Consider the following 20,565-nt stretch of genomic DNA (forward strand, 5'->3'; position numbering starts at 1 on the left):
GGGCGGCCGGCGACCGGCCGTCAGGCCCAGGTGAGCACACGCTTACGCCAGGCGTACAGGATGCCGAGCGCGATGAACCCCAGGAAGACGAACATCTCCACCAGCGTCGTCATTCCGAACCCGGGGGCGGCGAAGACCGTCGCCCAGGGGAAGAGGAAGACCGCGTCCACCGCGAAGATCACGTAGAGGTAGACGAAGACGTAGTAGCGGACCTGGGACTGCGCCCAGCCCTCACCCACCGGGTCGACGCCGCACTCGTAGGTCGCCAGTTTCTCGGGGGTCGGCCGGGCGGGCCTGAGCATCCGGTTGACGGACAACGCCCCGGCGACGATCAGCACCCCGGCCACGAGCAGGGCGAGGACCACGGCGTAGGAGCCGAGATACCCGAGAGATACGGTCACGGCCTCCCCTCCCCTTTCCTCGTCGGCGCGCCCGGCGCGGACCCTGCCGCACGCACCGCTCCATCGGCCCCGGACGCTCGCGCCGGGCCCTCCCGCACGCGCTCCTCCACCGGCTCGGGAGCCCGCGACGGTCCCGCACGCACGCCCTTCCGACCAGCTATATCAGCATCCGCGGCGTCGGTCACCCCGTGGCGAACTGAAACCTCCGTGCGGCCAAAACCTCTCCGTTGTTATCCCAAAAAAAGGCAAACGGGTATTTATCACCCCTAGCCTGGCACGCATGCCCAGTCTCCGACTCACCGGAGGAATCGCACTGGTCGTCGCTTCCGTGGCGGGTTGCGGCGCGGTCACCTCCCCCGCTGCCGAGGGTCCCCTTCCCTCGGAGCCCACGATGATCGACTACGTCTCCCCCGCCCGGGTGCGGGGGCTCGACGTCCGCACCGTCTCCCGGCGCGACCCCGGCGGGCCGGAGATGCACGCCGCCTACCCCGCGGTCGCGGACGCCCCCCGCCTCACCGAGGAGCTCCGGCGTACGGTGACCGAGCGGCTCGGCCTGTTCGACCGGAGCGTGCGGGCGAGCCGCAAGGGCACCGCGGGGCAGCCTCCCCGCGGCGAGTTCAACGTGGGCTGGCAGTTCGCCGCCGCCTCCGGCGAGGTGCTCGGCGTACGGCTGCGCACCGGCGAGTCCGCCGGCGGCGGCTGGACGGAGTCCCGCACCACCCTCTGGTACGACCGGGTGGACAAGCGCGCCATGGGCTCCGCCGCCCTCCTGCGGGACCGCGCGGCCCTGACCGAGCTGGCCCGGCTCGCCAGGCGGAGCCTGCTGGCCCGGGGAGCGGCGGTGAACCCGCAGGCGGTCACCCCGGACCCGAAGATCTTCGACTCCATCGCCTTCAACATGCACGGCGACCTCGTCGTGGAGTTCGACGACTCGCAGGTCGGCCCGGCCTTCCTCGGCAGGGTCGCGGTGTACGTACCGGCCGGGACCGCCGGGCCCATGCTGTCGCCGACCGGTCTGCGGGCGCAGCGGGCGGCCGTCGAGGAGGCGGAGAGCCGGGCAGCGCCGCCACCGGTCTCCGCCCTGAAGGAGGCGAACGACGGCCGGCCGGACGCGGTGAGCTCGGGCGGCGGCGTCGACTGCGCGAGGACCAAATGCGTCGCGCTGACCTACGACGACGGCCCCGGCGCCGGCACCACCGGGGTGCTGGACGCCCTGGCCGCGCAGGGCGCGAGGGCCACCTTCTTCTGCGTCGGCTCCAGCGCGGTGGCCCGCCCCGACCTGCTCCGGCGCATGACGGCCGAGGGGCACCTGGTCGCCGGTCACACCTGGTCGCACCGCGACCTGACCACCTTGTCCCGGAACATGATCACCGACCAGCTCGTCCGGGGACGGGACGCGGTCGCCCAAGCCTCCGGGCAGGTCCCCACGCTGGTGCGCCCGCCGTACGGCAAGGTCGGCGACCAGGTCACCGCCGTCGCACGTGAGCTGGGCATGCCGGTGGTCCGGTGGAGCGTCGACACCGGCGACCTCAAGGACCCCACCCCCGCGGACGTCGCCGCGCGGGCCGTCGCGGGGGCCGCGCGCGGCGCGATCATCCTCATGCACGACACGGGCAGGTCGACCGCCGAGGCCACGGCCGAGGTCCTGCGGCGTCTCAGGGCCGAGGGTTATACCTTCGTCACCGTCCCCGAGCTGTACGGCTCGCACGGGATGCGGCCGGGCGCGGTCCACGACTCCGCCGAGTCCGGCGACCGCGCCCGGGCCCTCGCCCGGCAGACGATGCTCTGACCGGCGGCTCCGTCCGCGGCCCTCCGCCCGGCGGGCACGCCGCCGCCGTACGGCCGGCACAGCGGTCGCCGGAGCCGCCCCGGCCGGCGGGCGACGCCGTGACCTGGAGCCCCCGGGAGACGGCCACGGGGAAGAAAGTCCGACTCGAGGCGGGACATATAGTTGAGGATCGTGACCACAACCGTCCTCTTCGGCCGCCTGCACGTCGACCTGTGCCGGATCACCGCCGGGCTGTGTCGGGGTCGCTCGCGGTCGTGACCGTCCCCCAGGCCCTTCACGACCCCCTCCGAAGCCCGACTCCGCGACCCGCAGAGGACGTGTGACGCGAGCACGCGTCTTTCCGCCGTGCGGGACGCGGAACACCCGAAGCGTGACCCCGAGGGATCTAGCATGGAAAGAAGAACGTGCCACCAGCGACGGCGCCCCACCGCGTCGAGGAGGACTGAGCTGTGACCAAGCAGGTTCAGCAACTCGACCGCGTGATCATACGCTTCGCCGGAGACTCCGGCGACGGCATGCAGCTCACCGGTGATCGCTTCACGGCCGGGACCGCGGAGTTCGGCAACGACCTGTCGACCCTGCCCAACTTCCCCGCCGAGATCCGCGCCCCCGCAGGGACCCTGCCGGGCGTGTCGAGTTTCCAGCTTCACTTCGCCGACCACGACATCCTCACCCCCGGCGACGCGCCGAACGTCCTGGTCGCGATGAACCCCGCGGCACTGAAGGCCAACCTGCCCGACCTGCCGCGCGGCGGCGACATCATCGCCAACACCGACGAGTTCACCAAGCGCAACCTCCAGAAGGTCGGCTACACCGCCAGCCCGCTGGAGGACGACTCGCTGGCCGAGTGGCGGGTGCACGCGGTGCCGCTGACGTCCCTGACGGTCAAGGCCCTGGAGGGCTTCGACCTGTCCAAGAAGGACGCCGAGCGTTCCAAGAACATGTTCGCCCTGGGCCTGCTGAGCTGGCTGTACCACCGGCCGACCGAGGCGACGATCCAGTTCCTGGAGACCAAGTTCGCCAAGAAGCCCGACATCGCCAAGGCCAACATCGCGGCCTTCCAGGCGGGCTGGAACTACGGCGAGACCACCGAGTCGTTCTCGGTGTCCTACGAGGTCAAGCCGGCCAAGCTGGCCCCGGGCGTCTACCGCAACATCTCCGGCAACCAGGCCCTGGCCTACGGCCTGATCGCCGCCTCGGTGCAGGCGAGGCTGCCGCTGTTCCTCGGCTCGTACCCGATCACGCCGGCCAGCGACATCCTGCACGAGCTGTCGAAGCACAAGCGGTTCGGCATCCGCACCTTCCAGGCCGAGGACGAGATCGCCGGCGTCGGCGCCGCGCTCGGGGCGGCGTTCGGCGGCGCCCTGGGCGTGACCACCACCTCCGGGCCCGGCGTGGCGCTGAAGGCCGAGACCGTCGGCCTGGCGGTGACCACGGAGCTGCCGCTGATCGTGGTCGACGTGCAGCGGGCCGGCCCGTCCACCGGCATGCCGACCAAGACCGAGCAGACCGACCTGCTGATGGCGATGTACGGCCGCAACGGCGAGTCGCCGGTGCCGATCGTGGCGCCGGCCACCCCGTCCGACTGCTTCGACGCGGCCGTCGAGGCCGCCCGGATCGCGGTGAAGTACCGCACCCCGGTCATGCTGCTGTCGGACGGTTACCTCGCCAACGGCTCCGAGCCGTGGAAGGTGCCGAGCGCGGCGGAGCTGCCCGACATCTCCGTCGACTTCGCCACCGCGCCGAACGGCGAGGACGGCACGACGTTCCTGCCCTTCGCCCGTGACCCGGAGACCCTGGCCCGCCCGTGGGCGATCCCGGGCACCGCGGGGCTGGAGCACCGGATCGGCGGCATCGAGAAGGCCGACGGCACCGGCAACATCTCCTACGACCCGAACAACCACGACAAGATGGTCCGGCTGCGCCAGGCCAAGATCGACGGCATCGCCGCCGACATCCCGCCGCTGGAGGTCGACGACCCCGACGGCGACGCCCGGGTCCTGGTGCTGGGCTGGGGCTCCACCTACGGCCCGATCGCCGCGGCGGTGCGGCGGATCAGGAAGGCCGGCGGCAAGGTCGCCCAGGCCCACCTGCGCCACCTCAACCCGCTGCCCGCCAACACCGGCGAGGTGCTGCGCGCCTACGACAGGGTGCTGCTGCCGGAGATCAACCTCGGCCAGCTGGCGCTGCTGCTGCGCGCCCGCTTCCTGGTCGACATCATCAGCTACAACCGCGTGCGCGGACTCCCGTTCAAGGCCGAGGAGCTGGCGAGCGTGATCCAGGATGTGATCGACAGTGAGTGACCTCATCACCAACGGCAGGGGCCTGTCCCTCGTCCCCAAGTCCGACGTGGCGCAGGGCATGAAGGACTTCAAGTCCGACCAGGAGGTCCGCTGGTGCCCCGGCTGCGGCGACTACGCCATCCTCGCCGCGGTCCAGTCCTTCGTGCCGGAGCTGGGCCTCAAGCGCGAGAACATGGTGTTCGTCTCGGGCATCGGCTGCTCGTCGCGGTTCCCGTACTACATGAACACCTACGGGTTCCACTCGATCCACGGCCGCGCCCCGGCGATCGCCACCGGCCTGGCCGCCTCCCGCCCGGACCTCAGCGTGTGGGTGATCACCGGTGACGGCGACTCGCTGTCCATCGGCGGCAACCACCTGATCCACGCGCTGCGCCGCAACGTCAACCTCAACATCCTGCTGTTCAACAACCGGATCTACGGGCTGACCAAGGGCCAGTACTCCCCGACCTCCGAGGTCGGCAAGGTCACCAAGTCCACGCCGATGGGGTCGCTGGACAAGCCGTTCAACCCGGTGTCGCTGGCGCTCGGCGCGGAGGCGTCGTTCGTGGCCCGCACCCTCGACTCCGACCGCAAGCACCTGCAGTCGGTGCTGCGCCAGGCCGCCGAGCACCGCGGCACCTCCCTGGTGGAGATCTACCAGAACTGCAACATCTTCAACGACAACGCCTTCGAGCCGCTCAAGGACCCGGCGCAGCGCGACGACATCACGCTGCGGCTGGAGCACGGGCAGCCGATCGTCTCGGCCACCAAGGCGGTCCGCCGTTCGGCCGACGGCGGCATCGAGGTCGTCGCCCGCTCGGAGGTGCGCGAGGAGGAGATCCTCGTGCACGACGCCCACCGTGCCGACCCGTCGCTGGCCTTCGCGCTGTCGCGGCTGGACGAGCCGGCGTTCGAGCACGTGCCGGTCGGCGTGTTCCGCAGCGTCGACCGCCCGAGCTACGACGAGCTGATGAGCTCGCAGCTGGAGGAGGCCACCGCCCAGGGCGGCCCCGGCGATCTGGACGAGCTGCTGCTCGCCGGGGACACCTGGCGCATCGGCTGACCGCGTCCGGCGCGAAGGAGCCGCCGAGGGCGGCTCCGGAGCCCGGGGCCGGCGGAAGGCCGGCGGAAGGCCGGCGGAAGAAGGCACAACCACGGGGCTGCTCCCATGCGGGGGCGGCCCCATGGCTTTTCTCACTGAAGAACCAGGGAGAACTTCCCGATACATCAGTTACCCGGCACATCGCCGGGTCCGTTGCGGTATGAAACGCGTGTGCCCCTCCGAGGCCCGGCCGGAGCGTCCGGCGGCGCCGTCATCGACCCCTGGGAGACGCCCATGCCGACCGTCCCGGAATCCGAACGGCCGAGCGCGCCCGGGGATGAGGGCCCCGGCGGTTCCACGGGCTCCGGGGGCCCAGGCTCCGAGCGCCCCGGGGGCTCCCCGGCCTCCCTGGGCTCCGGAGGCTTCACGGGTTCCGGGGATTTCACGGGCTCCGGTGTCTTCACGGGCTCCGAAGGTCCGGGAGGCTCCGGGTCCGCCGGGTCCTCCGGCTGGCACGATCGCCGCGTGCTGGTGACGGGCGCCACCGGGTTCATCGGGACCCGCCTGGTGGAACGCCTGGCCGCCCTCGGCGCGCAGGTGCACGCGGTCAGCCGCAGACCCGGCCGGACGGCCGGGCACGGCCGGACCTGGCACGTCGCCGACGTCGGCGACACCGAGGCGGCCGGGGCGCTGGTCCGCTCCGTCCGGCCCGACGTCGTCTTCCACCTCGCCAGCGAGGTCGCCGGAGCCCGCGACCCCCGGCTCGTCCCGACGATGCTCCGCTCCAACCTGGCGAGCGTGGTCAACCTGCTGACCGCGGTCGCCGAGGACCCCGGGGCGCGGGTGGTGCTGGCCGGGTCGGTGGAGGAGCTCCGCCCGGACGAGGGCGACGCCGTGCCGTCCTCCCCCTACGCGGCCGCGAAGTCGGCCGCGCGCGGCTACGCCCTGATGTTCCACCGCCTGTGGGACGTCCCCGTGACGAACCTGCGCGTCGCGATGGTCTACGGCCAGGGCGAGCGGAACCTCGCCCGGCTGGTGCCGTACATGGCGCTGTCGCTGCTGCGGGGGCGGGAGCCGGCCCTGAGCAGCGGCAAGCGCGAGATCGACTGGATCCACGTGGACGACGTCGTCGAGGCGTTCCTGGCCGCGGCCGCGACCCCGGAGGCGGCCGGCCGGAGCCTGGACGTCGGCTCGGGCACGAGGACGACGATCCGCGACACCGCCGAACTGCTGGTCCGGATCACCGGCGGCGTGGCGCGCCCCCGCTACGGCGCGCTCCCCGACCGGCCGCTGGACAGCGCCCGGATCGCCGACATCGGCCCCACCGCCGACGTGCTCGGCTGGCGACCCGTCATCGGGCTGGAGGACGGCCTGCGCCGTACCGTCGCCTGGTACGCCGACCGGTTGCGGGCCGGCGAGTTCCGGGACACGCCGGGTCCGTCCTGATCCACCGGCTCCTTCCGGGGCCCACCCGGCCCGTCCGGCGGCCGGTGCCGTCCGGCGGTCGGCGCCACGCGACAGCAGACGTCCTGCGACGCCCGGTGCCGCGCAGCGTCCGAGGTCGCCCGGTCCGCCTCGGCCGCGTCGGCCCGGTGCCCGGCCAGTCCCGCGTCCGCCGCCTGTAACGGGGGACGCGGGCGGCCCCGATAACCCGGACGGAGCCGGAAGACCGCACGCCGCCCCGCCGTCCGGTGTGGCCGGGGACCCCGGCCGGAGAAGGGGACGCTGGTGGAGTCGGTCGTCAACCTCACGGTCCACGGCGTCGGCCCGGCCGTCCGCCCGCTCGACGAGGGCGAGGACGAGACCTGGGTGGATGTGGAACGGTTCGAGCGGGTGCTCGACGCCGTGGCGGGCCGCTCCGACGTCCGCATCACCTTCGACGACGGCAACGCCTCCGACGTGGAGATCGCCCTCCCCCGGTTGCTCGAACGCGGCCTGACCGCGGAGTTCTTCGTGCTGGCCGGGCTCCTGGGCGAACCGGGCAGGCTGGACGCCGACGGGGTCCGCGAGCTCGCCGCGGCGGGCATGCGGATCGGCTCGCACGGCTGGGCCCACCGCGACTGGCGGCGGCTGGACGCCGGCCGGGCGCGGGAGGAGATCGACGGCGCGAACCGCCTGCTCGGTGAGCTGGTGGGCGGGCCGGTGACGAGGGTGGCCATCCCGTTCGGGTCCTACGACCGCCGGGTGCTCGGCATGCTGAGACGGGCCGGGGTGACCCGCGCCTACACCAGCGACGGGGGGCGGGCCCGCCCGGGTTCCTGGCTCCAGGCGCGCAACAGCCTGCGGCACGACATCGACCCGGGCTGGGCGTCCCGTGTCGTGGACGGCACCCCGCCGCTGCCGCTGCGCGCCCGCAGGGCGGTCGCCCGGGTGGTCAAGCGGGTCCGCGGCTGACCGGCTTCCGGCGGCACCGGTCACACCGATCACACCGGCCGCGCGGAGCCTCGCCACGCCCCCGGCGTCCGGCGGCGCCGGCCGCGCAGAACCTCACCACGACCCCCGGCGTCCGGCGGCACCGGTCCCACGGAGCCTCATCACGACCCCGGCGTCCTCCGGGATCCCACGGGCGGGCCCCAGCGCCTTTTTGGAACGCGGTAACGGCGTCCCGCTGCGGCGCGATGAGCCGTACATGACGTCTGGTGCCCCCAGGATCGCCGTGGTGGTCGTCACCTACAACAGCGCGGAGGTCCTCCCGGGCTGTCTGCGCTCCCTCGCCGAGGGTGCGCGCGGGACGAACCTCGTGCGCGTCGTCGTGGCCGACAACGCCTCCCGGGACGACTCGCTGCGGATCGCCGGGGAGGCGACGGACCTGCCGATCCGGACCGTCCAGCTCGGTCGCAACGCCGGGTACGCCGCGGCGGTCAACGCCGGGGTCGCGGAACTCGCGGAGCCCGCGGAGCCCGCGGAGCCCGCGGAGCCCGCGGAGCCCGCGGAGCTCGACCTCGCCTCGCTCGACGCGGTGCTGGTGGTCAACCCCGACTGCCGGCTGCGGCCGGGCTCGCTGGCCCCCCTCGCCGAGGCCCTCCGGCGGCCCGGGTGCGGCATCGCCGTACCGCGGCTGGTGAACCCGGACGGCAGCCTGCAGCCCTCGCTGCGCCGTACCCCGACCGTACGGCGGGCGCTGGCCGAGGCGGTGATCGGCGGCGGCCTCGCGGGCCGGATCGGCACCCTGGGGGAGCTGGTCACCGACCCCGCGGAGTACGAGCGGGCCGGTCCGGCCGCGTGGGCGACGGGCGCGGCCATGCTCGTCTCCACCGACCTCATCCGGGAGATCGGCCCGTGGGACGAGTCGTTCCTCCTCTACAGCGAGGAGACCGAGTTCGCGCTGCGCGCCGCGGACCGCGGATGGACGCTGTGGTACGAGCCGTCGTCGGTGTTCGAGCACATCGGCGGCGACTCCGGCGTCAACCCCACCCTGGCCGCGCTGCTCACCGTCAACCGGGTGCGGCTGTTCCGGCGGCGCCGGGGCCCTGCCGCCGGGTCCCTCTTCTTCACCGTGGTCGTCCTCGGCGAGGCGGTCCGCGCGCTCGCCGGCCGCCGTACGGCGCGGGCGTCGGTCATGGCGCTGCTGCTGCCGTCACGCCGGCTCCGCAAGCTCGCCGACTGACCGGCGGCGGGAGACCACGATGACCATGCCCTCGGACGCGGCGCCGCCCGCGCGAACCGCTCAGGCCGCTCAGGCCGCTCAGGCCGTTCGGGCCGCTCAGGCCGTTCGGACCGTCCGGACGGTGGGCTTCGACGCGCTCACCGCCGAGGAGCTCGACGTCTGGCATTCGCTGCGGGCGGCCAACCCGCTGCTGGACAGCCCCTACTTCCACCCGGGCTTCACCGCCGCCGTGCACGCGAGCGGCTTCGAGGTGCGGGTCGCCGTCGGCCGGGACGGCGGCGGCGCGGTCCGCGCCCTGCTGCCCCACCACCGCGAGGGGTCGCTGGCCAGGCCCGTGGGCTGGCCGGGCGCCGACTTCCAGGGGCCGGTGCTCGCGGCCGGGTCGTCCTTCCCTCCTTCGGCCCTGCTCACCGGCGGGGTGCGCGGCTTCGCGTTCGACCACCTCGTGGAGAGCTGCCCGGACTTCGCCCCGTGGGTGGAGTCGCGGCGGGCGTCGCCGTACATCGACGTCACCGGGGGGCTGGAGGGGTATCTGAGCCGGGCCTCGCGCAGCGGCCGGGACAACATGGCGCAGGCCCGGCGCCGCGCGAGGCGGGCCGAGCGGGACCACGGCGCGGTGCGCTTCACCGCCGACGTGGCCGACCCGGAGATCCTCGGGCGGGTGGTGGCGCTGAAGCGGGCGCAGTACGCCGCCACCGGCGTCCGCGACCACTTCGCCGAGCCGGGCCGCCGCGAACTGCTGGAGCGGCTGCTGCGGGTGCGGGACCCCTCGTTCGGCGGGATCCTGTCCGCGGTGCACGCGGGTCCGCACCTGATCGCCGCGCATTTCGGGATCCGCTCGGGAAACGTGCTGCACTGGTGGTTCCCCGTCTACGATCCGGCCTTCGCGGGCCTCGCCCCCGGGTGGATCCTGCTGCGTGAGATCGCCGCCGCCGCCCCGTCCCTCGGCATCACCCGCGTCGACCTCGGGCGGGGGGACGACGAGTACAAGCGGCGGGCCAAGACCGGTGAGACGACGGTGTGCCAGGGGCTGGTCACCCGGAGCGCGGCCCGGCGGGCGCTGCGGCGGGCGCGCGACTCGGCGGTGGCCGCGGCCAAGGCGTCTCCCCTGGGACCGGGGTTACAAAATATGACCCGAAAAATCCGCACATTAATGAGAAATTAATGCCATAAGAGCCAGAGCTTCCATTTTTCACTTCGTAACGCTCGCAGAAAATCACCTGATCAAAGAACGAGCAGTGCGGGGCGCGGAAAACGCCTCCCGCCCGCGGACGGCGGACGACCCCATGGAGGCGGTCCCCAGTGAGAATCAGCGTTTTCGGGCTCGGCTACGTCGGCTGCGTCTCCGCCGCCTGCCTCGCCTCCGCCGGGCACGAGGTGGTCGGCGTCGACGTCAACCCGTCGAAGGTCGACCTGGTCGCCCGCGGCCTGGCCCCGGTCGTCGAGGAGCGCATCGGCGAGCTGACCGCGGAGGCCGTGCGGAGCGGCGCGCTGCGGGCCACGGCCGACGTCGCGGAGGCGGTCGCCGCGACCGACGTCTCGCTGGTCTGCGTGGGCACGCCGTCCGCGCCGAACGGCAGCCTGTCCACCGCCTACCTGGAGCGGGTCGCCGAGCAGATCGGCCGCGCGCTGGCCGCCAAGGCACCCGCCGCCGGGACGCCCGCCACCCGAACGCCGGCGGCCGGGACCCCCGTGGACGGAGCCCGGCGGCACACCGTCGTCTTCCGCAGCACCATGCTCCCCGGCACCTGCGAGGACCTGCTGGTCCCGATCCTGGAGCGGGAGTCCGGCCTGGTCGCCGGGACCGGCTTCGGCGTGGCGGTCAATCCGGAGTTCCTCCGCGAGGGCACCAGCGTGCGCGACTTCTTCGACCCGCCCAAGACCGTCATCGGCGAACTCGACCGCGCGAGCGGCGACGTGGTCGCCGCGCTCTACGAGGGGCTGCCGGGCGAGGTGTTCCGGGTGCCGATCACGGTGGCCGAGATGACGAAGTACACCGACAACGCCTTCCACGGCCTGAAGATCAGTTTCGCGAACGAGATCGGCGCGATCTGCCAGGCGCTCGGGCTCGACTCCCACCGGGTGATGGACGTCTTCCTCGCCGACCGCAAGCTCAACATCAGCCCGGCCTACCTGCGGCCGGGCTTCGCCTTCGGCGGCTCTTGCCTGCCCAAGGACCTGCGGGGCCTGGTGTACGCGGCCCGGCGGGCCGACGTCTCGGTGCCGCTGCTGGCGCACGTCCTGCCGTCCAACGAGGACCACCTGCGCCGCGCCTTCGAGCTGGTCACCGCCGCGGGCGGCCGCCGGGTCGGGTTGTTCGGGCTGTCGTTCAAGCCGGGCACCGACGACCTGCGGGAGAGCCCCATGGTCGAGCTGGCCGAACGGCTCCTGGGCAAGGGCTACGACCTGCGCATCTACGACGCCAACGTCTCCCTGTCACGGCTGATGGGGGCCAACCGCGACTACATCGCCGGCAGGCTGCCGCACCTGGGCGACCTGCTGAGCGGCTCCGCGGACGAGGTGCTCGCGCACGCCGACGTCTGCGTCGTCGGCTGCAAGGACCCCGCCGTGCTGGACGCGCTGGCCGGAGCAGGAGACCGCGCGATCATCGACCTCGTCCGCCTCCCCGACGCCGCCGCGCGCCGGGCACACCCTGGATATGTGGGCCTTGGCTGGTAGGAAAGCACTCATCCTCGTCGAGAACCTCTCCGTGCCGTTCGACCGCCGGGTCTGGCAGGAGAGCACCGCGCTGCGCGACGCCGGCTGGGAGGTGCACGTCATCTGCCCGCGGGGCGCGAAACGGGACACCGAGCCGTACGCCGAGGTGGAGGGGGTGCGCATCCACCGCTACCCGCTGCGGGCCGCGACCGGCGGCCCGCTCGGCTACCTGCGGGAGTACGGCACGGCTCTGTGGCACACCTTCCGGCTGGCCCGGCGGGTCGGGCCTGTGCACGTCGTGCACGCCTGCAACCCGCCCGACCTGCTGTTCCTGGTGGCGCTGGCGATGCGGCGGCGCGGCGCCCGGTTCGTCTTCGACCAGCACGACCTGGTGCCCGAGCTGTATTTGTCGCGCTTCGGCCGCGGCGAGGACCTCCTCTACCGGGCCGTCCGCCTCCTGGAACGGCTCACCTACCGCGCGGCCGACGTGGTCATCGCGACCAACGAGAGCTACCGCGACGTCGCGATCCGGCGGGGCGGGAAACGGCCGGACCGGGTGTTCGTGGTGCGCAGCGCCCCGGTGGTCGAGCGGTTCCACGAGGTGCCCGTCGAGGAGGGGCTCAGGCGGGGCAAACCGTACCTGCTGTGCTACCTCGGGGTGATGGGCCCGCAGGACGGGGTGGACTACGCGCTGCGGTCGCTGGCCCGGCTCCGCGACGAGCTGGGCCGTACGGACTGGCACGCGGTGTTCGTCGGCGCGGGCGACACCTTCGACGACATGGTGGCCCTCTCCCGCGAGCTGGGCCTGGCCGGCCAGGTGGAGTTCACCGGCCGGATCCCCGACGACGACCTGCTGCGCTACCTGTCCGCCGCCGACGTCTGCCTGGCGCCCGACCCGCTCAACCCGCTCAACGACGTGTCGACCATGAACAAGATCATGGAGTACATGGCGATGGCCCGCCCGGTCGTCTCCTTCGACCTGCGGGAGGCGAGGGTGTCGGCCGGGGACGCCGCGCTGTACGCGCCGGCCAATGACGAGTCGGCGTTCGCCAAGCTCGTCGCCCGCCTGCTCGACGACCCGGAGGAGCGGCGGCGGATGGGCGAGATCGGCCGGGCCCGGGTCGCCGGACCGCTGTCCTGGGAGCACTCCCGGGCGGCGCTGCTGGCCGCCTACGAGGCCGCCCGTCCCCGGCGCGCGGGGTCGTGACCTCACCCATGACGACGAAGGAGTGGTCATCGTGAGCGTGCTCGTCGAGACCGTCGTGTCCACCGAGGCCGCCCCCGTCGCGGAGGCCGTCGCCGACGCGGCGGCGGCGGTGACGGGCGCCCTGCTGGGCGGGTTCGGGCGGGCCCACCGGTGGCTCCGCCGCGCCGCGGGGCGGCTGCTCTTCGAACGCCGGTACGGCGTGCGGACCGCCGAGGTCGTGAGCCTGGAGGACTTCGGGCTGGCCCGCGACGACCGGGTCTACTACTCGGCGGCGAACTGGCGGACGCTGCGCCGGGCGCTGCCCGGGGACGAGGTCGGCGAGCGCGACGTGTTCGTCGACCTGGGGTCCGGCATGGGCCGCATGGTGCTGGAGGCCGCCTCCCGGTACCGGTTCGGGAAGGTGATCGGCGTCGAGCTGTCGGAGCAGCTCAACGACATCGCCCGGCGGAACCTCTCGAGCACCCGTCTGCGCCTGCGCTGCCGGGACGTCGAGCTGGTCCGGTCGGACGTGCTCGACTACCGGATCCCCGACGACGTCAGCGTGGTGTTCCTCAACAACCCCTTCCGGGGGGAGACCTTCGAGACCGTGATCGAGCGGCTGCTCGCGAGCGTGGACCGCAGCCCGCGCCGGGTCACGGTGATCTACTTCAACCCCACGGAGGAGGAGTTCCTCCTGGGCACCGGCCGTTTCCGCCCTCTGCGCACGGTGACGCACGGGCGCGGGACCCGGCAGGAGGGCCCGTTCGGCCTGACCCGGGTCTACTCGATCACCGAGAGGCCCGATGCCCCCTACGCCTGAGCCCGCCGAGGCGGGCCCGCGGAGCCCGGTCCGCCCGGCGACGGCGGCCGCCGTACGGCACGGCACGGCACGCGGAACCGGGGCGGTCGCCGCGCGGCGTGGCGCGGTGCGCGGGTCAGCGGGCCGGGCGGGCGCGGCTGCCGCCGTCCGTGCCCCACTGGACCCGGCCGTCGCGGCGGGCGCGCACCCGGGTCAGCACCCGGTCCGCGAGCAGGACGGCGAGGTAGCAGGCCGCGTCGAGCGGGCTCACCCGGCGCCCCCGCACCAGGGCGGCCAGCGAGCCGAGCCGCAGGCGTCCCTCGGCCGCGGACCGGCCCAGCCCGGCGAGCTGCCGGTTGCCGAGCCGTACCCGTACCCGCCGCCTGAGGTGCGCCGCGACGGTCGGGGCGGGCCGGACGACGGTCCGGGCCTCGGGCACGGTCACCCGCTCGTGCGGGGCGAAGCTCCCGTGCACCCAGCCGTCGTCGGAGATCACGTCCGGCATGGGGAAGACCCTGGCGTGCCCCCGCTCGGTGAGGAGGTAGGCCCCGGCCCCGGCCAGCCCGCGCAGCGGCGCGATGAGCCGGTCGTGCACCCGGTGCACGCGCCGGGCGACCGGGCCGGTCCCGGTGAGGTCCCAGTCGGGCACCGGGGCGCAGGCGAGCACCCCCGGCCGGGCCGCGGCCGCGACGAGCGCGCGCACCGCCGCGGCGTCCAGCTCGACGTCGGCGTCCAGGTAGAGACGGGGGAACGTACGGCAGGCCGCGTCGCCGAGCCGCAGCGCGTGGGCCTTGCCCGGGACCGGCGTCTCCAGGACCCGCACGCCCGGCCGCCGGGCGGCTTCCGCCGTACGGTCGGAGCAGGCGTTGGCCACCACCACGACGTCGAACTCACCGGGCGCCGAACCGTCGAGCAGCCGGGCGAGGCCGCCCGCGATGACGGCCTCCTCGTCGTGCGCCGGGACCACGATACTGACCACCGGGGCCTCCGGACCGCGCGCCGGGGCGTCCGGGCCGTGCGAAGCGTGCGCCGGAACGGCCGGATCGCGCGAAGCGTGTGCCGAGGGGTCCGGACCGTGCGAACCGCGCGCCGGGGCGCCTGGATCGCGCGAAGCGTGTGCCGAGGGGTCCGGACCGTGCGGACCGTGCGCCGGGGCGTCCGCCGTACCCGGCGCAGGATCGTTCACCTGGTCGCTCACCGGAACGCCTCCCGACCGACCGTGAAACCGCGAAAGGGGATGACGCCTTGAGAGTAGAGCGAACCGCCATCGACGGGGTGCTGTTGTTCGTACCGACGCCGCACCGTGACGACCGGGGTCTGTTCACCCGGACCTTCGACACGGTCGTCGCTGAGCGGGCCGGGCTCGACCCCGCCGCGTTCGTCCAGGACAGCCAGTCGCGCTCACGCCGGGGCACGATCCGCGGCATGCACGGCCGTTCCGGCCGGGGCGAGGCCAAGCTGGTGCGCTGCGCGCGCGGGGCCGTGCACGACGTGCTGGTGGACGCCCGCCCGCACTCGCCCACCTTCGGCGAACGGATCTCGGTGCTGCTCGACGACGAGAGCTTCGTGACCCTCTACGTGCCGCCGGGGCTGCTGCACGGGTTCCAGGCGCTGACCGGGCAGACCGACGTGTGCTACCGCATCGACCGCGAGCACGACCCGGCCGAGGACCTGTCGGTCCGCTACGACGACCCGGCGCTGGGGATCGACTGGCCGCTTCCGGTCTCCGCGATCAGTGACCGGGATCTTTCCGCGGGATCGTGGGAACGACTCCGGGACCGGCTCGGAACCCCGGAAGCGACGAGGTGAACGACGCGATGCGATGGGGCAGGCTGCTCGCCGCCGTCCCGGTGGCCGCCGTGACGCTGCTGGCCGGATGCGGCGCCCCCGCGCAGGCTCCTCCGGCGAGGAGCGGCCCCACCCCCGGGCCGGCCGTGTCCACCACCGGCCCCGCTCCCGGGGCCGCCGGCCGCTGCCCCGGATATCCGACGCCGGCGTGCACGGGCGTGCCGTCCGGTGTGAAGCTGCGGACCCTGGCCCTGAACGAGGACGGCGCCGCCTACCGCGTCACCAAGTCCGGCACCGTCCTCGACGGCGTGCACATCCCCGGCGTGCTGCTCGTCCACGCCGACGACGTCACCGTCAGGAACAGCCGGATCGACGGATACGTCGTCAACGCCGACGGTGACAAGACCTTCCGGTTCACGATCGCCGACTCCACGGTCGGACCGGCCTCCGGCTGCCAGACCCTGCCCGGCATCGGCCAGGACAAGTACACCGCCCTGCGCGTCCACGTCCGCGGCCACGGCGACGGCTTCCGCGCCTCCGGCGACGACGTCACCATCCGCGACTCCTACGTCGACCTCTGCTCCAACCCCGGCGACCACTCCGACGGCATCCAGACCTACAACACCGGGAAAAACCTCACCTTCCACCACAACACCGTCGACCAACGCCACGCCAAAGACATCACCGCACCCATCTTCCTCACCGACGACCAGATCGTGAACGCCACCGTCACCGACAACCTCATCATGGGCGGCACCTACAGCATCCAACTGAGGAACGGGCGCGGGAAAATGGTCATGCGGGACAACAAGCTGGTCGACAGGTCGTGGGTCTACGGGCCGGTCGACTCGGAATGCGCGAAGATCGACTGGTCGGGCAACTCTCTGGTCACCATCGACGAGCAGTACCGCGTCACCTCGACCGTCGGCCCGCTGCCCTGCGCGGGCTGACCCGGCGGGGAAGGCGGGGCGCCGTCCACGCGGGCGGGACGGCGGAAACGACCTGGTGCGAGCGGCCCCGCCTCCCCGCACGGACCACCGCCCCGGGCGCTCCGGCGCCGGGGGCCGGCGCGATGATCGGAAAATCGCGCGACATGTTCACCTTTTCCGGCGCCGTTTTCGATGTCGTTTCCGGTTCCATTTCCGGCCTGTCGGATAACCGTTCGCCGGTCCGTCCACATGGACGCTCACCGAGCATTCCCGGACCGTTCGCAGACCAATACTCGTGAAAACGGTGCGTATCTGTGACCCCAGCCGCAACAATGTCCCCTGTGCGAGGACCAAGCGGACACATCATCGAGCCGGGCGAGAACCGGCGCGGAGGTCACAGGAATGTCCAGTACGAGCCCCCCGCGGCACGAGGGGAATAGCGAGAGCGCACCACCCGCACCATCCCGGCGGCGACCGCCGGTTCTGACGACGGCGCTGGTCGCCGTCCTCGCGGCGGCGACCGGCCCGGCCGTCTGGGCCCTCACCCGCGACGGCGTCGCCTTCCGGGAGGCGGCCGCCGGACGTCCCGCCCCCGCCGTCTTCACCCCGGTCCCCGGCGACGCCTCCGATCCCGGCGCGTCCGGCTCCGGCGGCGCGGACTCCCGCGCGTCCGGCTCCGGGACCTCCGACTCCGGCACCGGCTCCGGCTCCGGCTCGAAGGAGACGAGCCTGTGGCGGCCGGACACCCCGGTGCGGGCCGGGACGCACGCCGACCGCTCGCCCGTCGAGCTCGGGACGCGCTTCACCGCGGCCCGCGGCGGCTGGGCGACGGGCGTGCGGTTCTACAAGGCCCGGGGCGAGCAGGGCGAGCACACCGGAAGCCTGTGGGACGCCCGCGGGCAGCGGCTGGCGCGGGTCACCTTCGATGACGAGACCGCGTCGGGCTGGCAGGAGGCCCGCTTCGCCTCACCGGTACGGCTGGCCGCCGGGCGGACGTACACGGTCTCCTACCACAGCGTCCACGGCACCTACGTGGGCACCGACGGCTCCCGCCCGGCCCGCTCCGGCCCGCTGGCCACGACGCGGCGCGACGCGGGCGTGTTCGGGTACGGCTCCAGCGCCTTCCCCCGGCGGTCGAACCCGAAGCAGTACAACTACTGGGTGGACGTCGTCTTCCGCTGGCGTCCCCAGACCGGGGAGCAGCGGGACACCGGGGCGTCCACCCCCCGGCCCTTCCCCGGGAAGACGACCCCGGCGCCGGACCGGGGAGGCTGGGAGGACAGGGGCTACTGGCCGGACCAGATCCCGTGGGACGGCGAGACCGCGTGGCCCGGAGACGACCCGTGGCCCGGCGGGAGCCCGGCACCGGACGAGGGCCGGGGGCCGGACGACGACCGGCGCTCCGGCGACGCCCGGCGCTCCGGTGGCGACCGGTGGCCGGGCGTCACGCCCTCCCCGTCGCCCGAGCCGGACGGCACCGCCACATCCGGCCCGTCCCCCGATCCGGGCGGGGACGCCACGTCCCTTCCGGACGACGGCTCCGGCTCCCCGGGCGGCAGGACCCCCCGGCCCGAGCCGACCGGCAAGGGCTCGGACGGACCGGGCGACACGCCCGGAACAGGCGGGCCCACGCCCACGTCGAAGCCGGTCCCGCCGCGCGACCCGGACCCCGTCCCCGACCCCAGGGTGTGCGCGGGGTATCCGACGCCGGCGTGCACGGGCGTGCCGCCCGGTGTGAAGCTGCGGACCCTGGCCCTGAACGAGGACGGCGCCGCCTACCGCGTCACCAAGTCCGGCACCGTCCTCGACGGCGTGCACATCCCCGGCGACCTGCTGATCAACGCCGACGACGTCACCGTCAGGAACAGCCGGATCGACGGATACGTCGTCAACGCCGACGGTGACAAGACCTTCCGGTTCACGATCGCCGACTCCACGGTCGGACCGGCCTCCGGCTGCCAGACCCTGCCCGGCATCGGCCAGGACAAGTACACCGCCCTGCGCGTCCACGTCCGCGGCCACGGCGACGGCTTCCGCGCCTCCGGCGACGACGTCACCATCCGCGACTCCTACGTCGACCTCTGCTCCAACCCCGGCGACCACTCCGACGGCATCCAGACCTACAACACCGGAAAAAACCTCACCTTCCACCACAACACCGTCGACCAACGCCACGCCAAAGACATCACCGCACCCATCTTCCTCACCGACGACCAGATCGTGAACGCCACCGTCACCGACAACCTCATCATGGGCGGCACCTACAGCATCCAACTCAAGAACGCCCGCGGGCAGCTGGTCGTCCGCGGCAACAGGCTCGTCGACCACTCGTGGGTCTACGGGCCCGTCGAGGCCGACTGCGCGAAGATCGACTGGTCGGGAAACTCGCTGGTCACCATCGACCAGAACTACCGCGTCACCTCGACCGTCGCCCCGCTGCCCTGCCACGGATGACGGCGACCGGACGGCGACCGGACGGCCTCAACGGCCGCCCGCGCCGTCCGGACGAACGCACCGTCCGGCCGTGAACCGCCCGCGCCACCCCCGGACACGAACCACCCGCGCCACCGGGCATGAACCGGTCGCCCCCGGGGGTGCTCAGCGGCCGCCGGTGCCGCCGGGAACGCGCAGCGACTCCCTGGCCGCGCCGCCGGTGCGGGCGGGCCACCGTACGGCGCCGGTGTCCTGGCCCGCGTCGTGGCCGGAGGCGCGCGGGCGCGTCTCCCCGGCCGCGGTGCGCAGCAGCGATCCGGAGGCGCCGATCAGCAGGAACGACAGGCCCGTGACGGTGGCGAAGGACAGCAGGTCGAAGGTGGCCGCCCCGACCAGCGGGACCACGAGGCAGGCCGCGAGGGTCAGGCCGAGGTCCCGGGTTGCGGGGTCGGCGCTCAGGTGACGGGCCCGCAGCCCCGAGTAGATCGCGCACACGAACAGCGCGACGACCACCGTGACGCCGATCAGCCCCGTCTCCACCGCCGACAGCAGGTACTGGTTGTCGAAGACCTGGTACTTGGGGGCGTACCAGGTGCCGGCCCCGCGTCCCAGCAGCATGTGCCTGGAGACCTCGTAGGCGGCGACGTCGTAGTCGTGCGTGCGGTAGCGGACGCTGTCGTCGGTGCCGGCGTTGGCGAACAGGTTGTAGAAGGTGCTGATGAGTCCGGGCGCCGTGAGCCGCATCAGCGCGAGGAACGCCAGCCCGACGAGCACGGACTGGATCCGCCGCCGGGCCGGCCAGCCGAGGAACAGCACGACCCCCACGGCTCCCAGGCTCAGCACCGCCGACCGGGAGACGGAGAACATCAGGCCCGCCCCGATCAGGGCGGCGCACGCCCACCAGCGCAGCGCTCTCCGTCCCAGCCGCCGGGCCTGGAAGCCGTAGTGGGCGGCGAGCGGGAGGAGCATCGCGCACACGACACCGAACTCGATCGGGTGACCCGTGGTCGCGGCGACCCGGCGGAAGTCGGACCTGGCGGTGACGAACCCGTCCTCGGAGGTGTAGCGGAGGATCGGGAGCTGGAGGTACCGGGTGAGGTCGAGGTCGAGCAGGAACTGGCAGGCGCCGATGACCGCGATGACCGCCCCCGCCACCACCGCGGTCTTCAGCACGAGGTCGAGGCGGTCGGCGCCGCGCACCCCGTCGCACACCATCAGCGCGAGCCCGGCGCCCGCCACCAGCAGGATCAGGGCGCGGTCGGCGAGGTTGAGCTCGTCGGAGGGCAGGTAGCCGTAGGTGGCGTACCCGTAGGAGACCACCATCGCGGTCAGGTGGACGAACAGCGCGGTGCGCACCGGCGTGCGGCCCTTGGCCATCCCCAGCGTGAGGGTGAAGTGCGCGCACAGCCAGCAGACGGCGGCGACCAGGGCCAGGATGTTCGCCGGGGTCAGCGACAGCGGCAGCCCCCGCAGGACCAGCCGGGCGGGGACGATCATCAGGGCCACGACGAAGAAGCAGACCAGGGTCGCGCCGTCGGCGCGGCGGCGGGCCGGCGGAGCGTGCACCGACGCGTCCGGGACGGGTACGGCGGGCACGGCCGGAGCGGAGGCGGCGCGCACCCCCGGAACGGACCCGGCGGGAGCGGACCCG

At 73.5% G+C, this 20,565-nt stretch carries 16 protein-coding genes; 13 read left to right on the forward strand and 3 right to left on the reverse strand.

Annotated elements, in window-relative coordinates:
- Positions 1-20: 20 nt before the first annotated feature.
- Positions 21-401 carry an NADH-quinone oxidoreductase subunit A gene (locus ACFYSC_RS18420; RefSeq protein WP_389962614.1) on the reverse strand — a complete coding sequence of 127 codons (381 nt, stop codon included), beginning with the start codon at positions 399-401 and terminating at the stop codon, positions 21-23.
- A 280-nt stretch (positions 402-681) separates the two neighbouring features.
- Here ACFYSC_RS18420 and ACFYSC_RS18425 point away from each other — a divergent pair, with 280 nt between their 5' ends.
- From ACFYSC_RS18425 to ACFYSC_RS18470, 10 genes are all read left to right on the forward strand, one after another.
- Entirely contained in the window at positions 682-2,190 is a 1,509-nt protein-coding gene (locus tag ACFYSC_RS18425; protein ID WP_389962617.1) for a polysaccharide deacetylase family protein, read from the forward strand.
- Between the two features lie 449 nt (positions 2,191-2,639).
- Complete coding sequence (locus ACFYSC_RS18430) at positions 2,640-4,493, forward strand: 2-oxoacid:acceptor oxidoreductase subunit alpha (protein WP_389962620.1); 1,854 nt, start codon at positions 2,640-2,642, stop codon at positions 4,491-4,493.
- Positions 4,486-5,535 (forward strand): 2-oxoacid:ferredoxin oxidoreductase subunit beta, encoded by a 1,050-nt coding sequence (locus ACFYSC_RS18435; protein WP_389962623.1) that lies wholly within the window; start codon positions 4,486-4,488, stop codon positions 5,533-5,535. The genes ACFYSC_RS18430 and ACFYSC_RS18435 overlap by 8 nt, the downstream gene beginning before the upstream one ends.
- A 504-nt stretch (positions 5,536-6,039) precedes the next feature.
- Positions 6,040-6,960 carry an NAD-dependent epimerase/dehydratase family protein gene (locus tag ACFYSC_RS18440; RefSeq protein WP_389962626.1) on the forward strand — a complete coding sequence of 307 codons (921 nt, stop codon included), beginning with the start codon at positions 6,040-6,042 and terminating at the stop codon, positions 6,958-6,960.
- Positions 6,961-7,242: 282 nt separating this feature from the next.
- Positions 7,243-7,908: a polysaccharide deacetylase family protein gene (locus ACFYSC_RS18445; RefSeq protein ID WP_389962629.1), complete on the forward strand. Its 666-nt coding sequence runs from the start codon at positions 7,243-7,245 to the stop codon at positions 7,906-7,908.
- A 235-nt stretch (positions 7,909-8,143) separates the two neighbouring features.
- Positions 8,144-9,121 (forward strand): glycosyltransferase family 2 protein, encoded by a 978-nt coding sequence (locus tag ACFYSC_RS18450; RefSeq protein WP_389962632.1) that lies wholly within the window; start codon positions 8,144-8,146, stop codon positions 9,119-9,121.
- A gap of 121 nt (positions 9,122-9,242) precedes the next feature.
- The gene (locus tag ACFYSC_RS18455; RefSeq protein ID WP_389962634.1) at positions 9,243-10,286 is read left to right on the forward strand and encodes a GNAT family N-acetyltransferase; all 1,044 of its coding nucleotides are present in this window, start codon (positions 9,243-9,245) and stop codon (positions 10,284-10,286) included.
- Between the two features lie 137 nt (positions 10,287-10,423).
- Complete coding sequence (locus ACFYSC_RS18460; RefSeq protein ID WP_389962637.1) at positions 10,424-11,800, forward strand: nucleotide sugar dehydrogenase; 1,377 nt, start codon at positions 10,424-10,426, stop codon at positions 11,798-11,800.
- Positions 11,790-12,986: a glycosyltransferase family 4 protein gene (locus tag ACFYSC_RS18465; RefSeq protein ID WP_389962640.1), complete on the forward strand. Its 1,197-nt coding sequence runs from the start codon at positions 11,790-11,792 to the stop codon at positions 12,984-12,986. The genes ACFYSC_RS18460 and ACFYSC_RS18465 overlap by 11 nt, the downstream gene beginning before the upstream one ends.
- Before the next feature lie 31 nt (positions 12,987-13,017).
- Entirely contained in the window at positions 13,018-13,785 is a 768-nt protein-coding gene (locus ACFYSC_RS18470) for a methyltransferase domain-containing protein (protein ID WP_389962643.1), read from the forward strand.
- A 115-nt stretch (positions 13,786-13,900) separates the two neighbouring features.
- On the opposite strand, the gene ACFYSC_RS18475 is transcribed toward ACFYSC_RS18470, so the two are convergent.
- Positions 13,901-14,743, reverse strand: a complete 843-nt coding sequence (locus tag ACFYSC_RS18475; RefSeq protein ID WP_389962646.1) for a glycosyltransferase — start codon at positions 14,741-14,743, stop codon at positions 13,901-13,903.
- Between the two features lie 266 nt (positions 14,744-15,009).
- On the opposite strand from ACFYSC_RS18475, the gene ACFYSC_RS18480 reads away from it, so the two are divergent.
- The 3 genes from ACFYSC_RS18480 (at position 15,010) to ACFYSC_RS18490 (ending at position 18,935) form a co-directional block, all read left to right on the forward strand.
- A complete protein-coding gene (locus ACFYSC_RS18480) occupies positions 15,010-15,573 on the forward strand; it encodes a dTDP-4-dehydrorhamnose 3,5-epimerase family protein (protein WP_389962649.1) in 564 nt (187 codons plus the stop codon).
- The gene (locus ACFYSC_RS18485; protein WP_389962652.1) at positions 15,570-16,502 is read left to right on the forward strand and encodes a hypothetical protein; all 933 of its coding nucleotides are present in this window, start codon (positions 15,570-15,572) and stop codon (positions 16,500-16,502) included. Before ACFYSC_RS18480 ends, ACFYSC_RS18485 begins: the two co-directional genes overlap by 4 nt.
- Positions 16,503-16,883: 381 nt before the next feature.
- Positions 16,884-18,935, forward strand: coding sequence for a DUF4082 domain-containing protein (locus ACFYSC_RS18490; protein WP_389962655.1), 2,052 nt, complete (start codon positions 16,884-16,886; stop codon positions 18,933-18,935).
- Positions 18,936-19,079: 144 nt separating this feature from the next.
- On the opposite strand, the gene ACFYSC_RS18495 is transcribed toward ACFYSC_RS18490, so the two are convergent.
- A complete protein-coding gene (locus ACFYSC_RS18495) occupies positions 19,080-20,510 on the reverse strand; it encodes an O-antigen ligase family protein (protein WP_389962658.1) in 1,431 nt (476 codons plus the stop codon).
- Positions 20,511-20,565: the final 55 nt, after the last annotated feature.

Source organism: Streptosporangium sp. NPDC004379, assembly GCF_042873875.1.
Taxonomy (GTDB): Bacteria; Actinomycetota; Actinomycetes; order Streptosporangiales; family Streptosporangiaceae; genus Streptosporangium.

Coding starts and splice junctions, on each gene's coding strand:
- ACFYSC_RS18425 (WP_389962617.1), top strand. CDS start 682: ATGCCCAGTCTCCGACTCACCGGAGGAATCGCACTGGTCGTCGCTTCC.
- ACFYSC_RS18450 (WP_389962632.1), top strand. CDS start 8,144: ATGACGTCTGGTGCCCCCAGGATCGCCGTGGTGGTCGTCACCTACAAC.
- ACFYSC_RS18490 (WP_389962655.1), top strand. CDS start 16,884: ATGTCCAGTACGAGCCCCCCGCGGCACGAGGGGAATAGCGAGAGCGCA.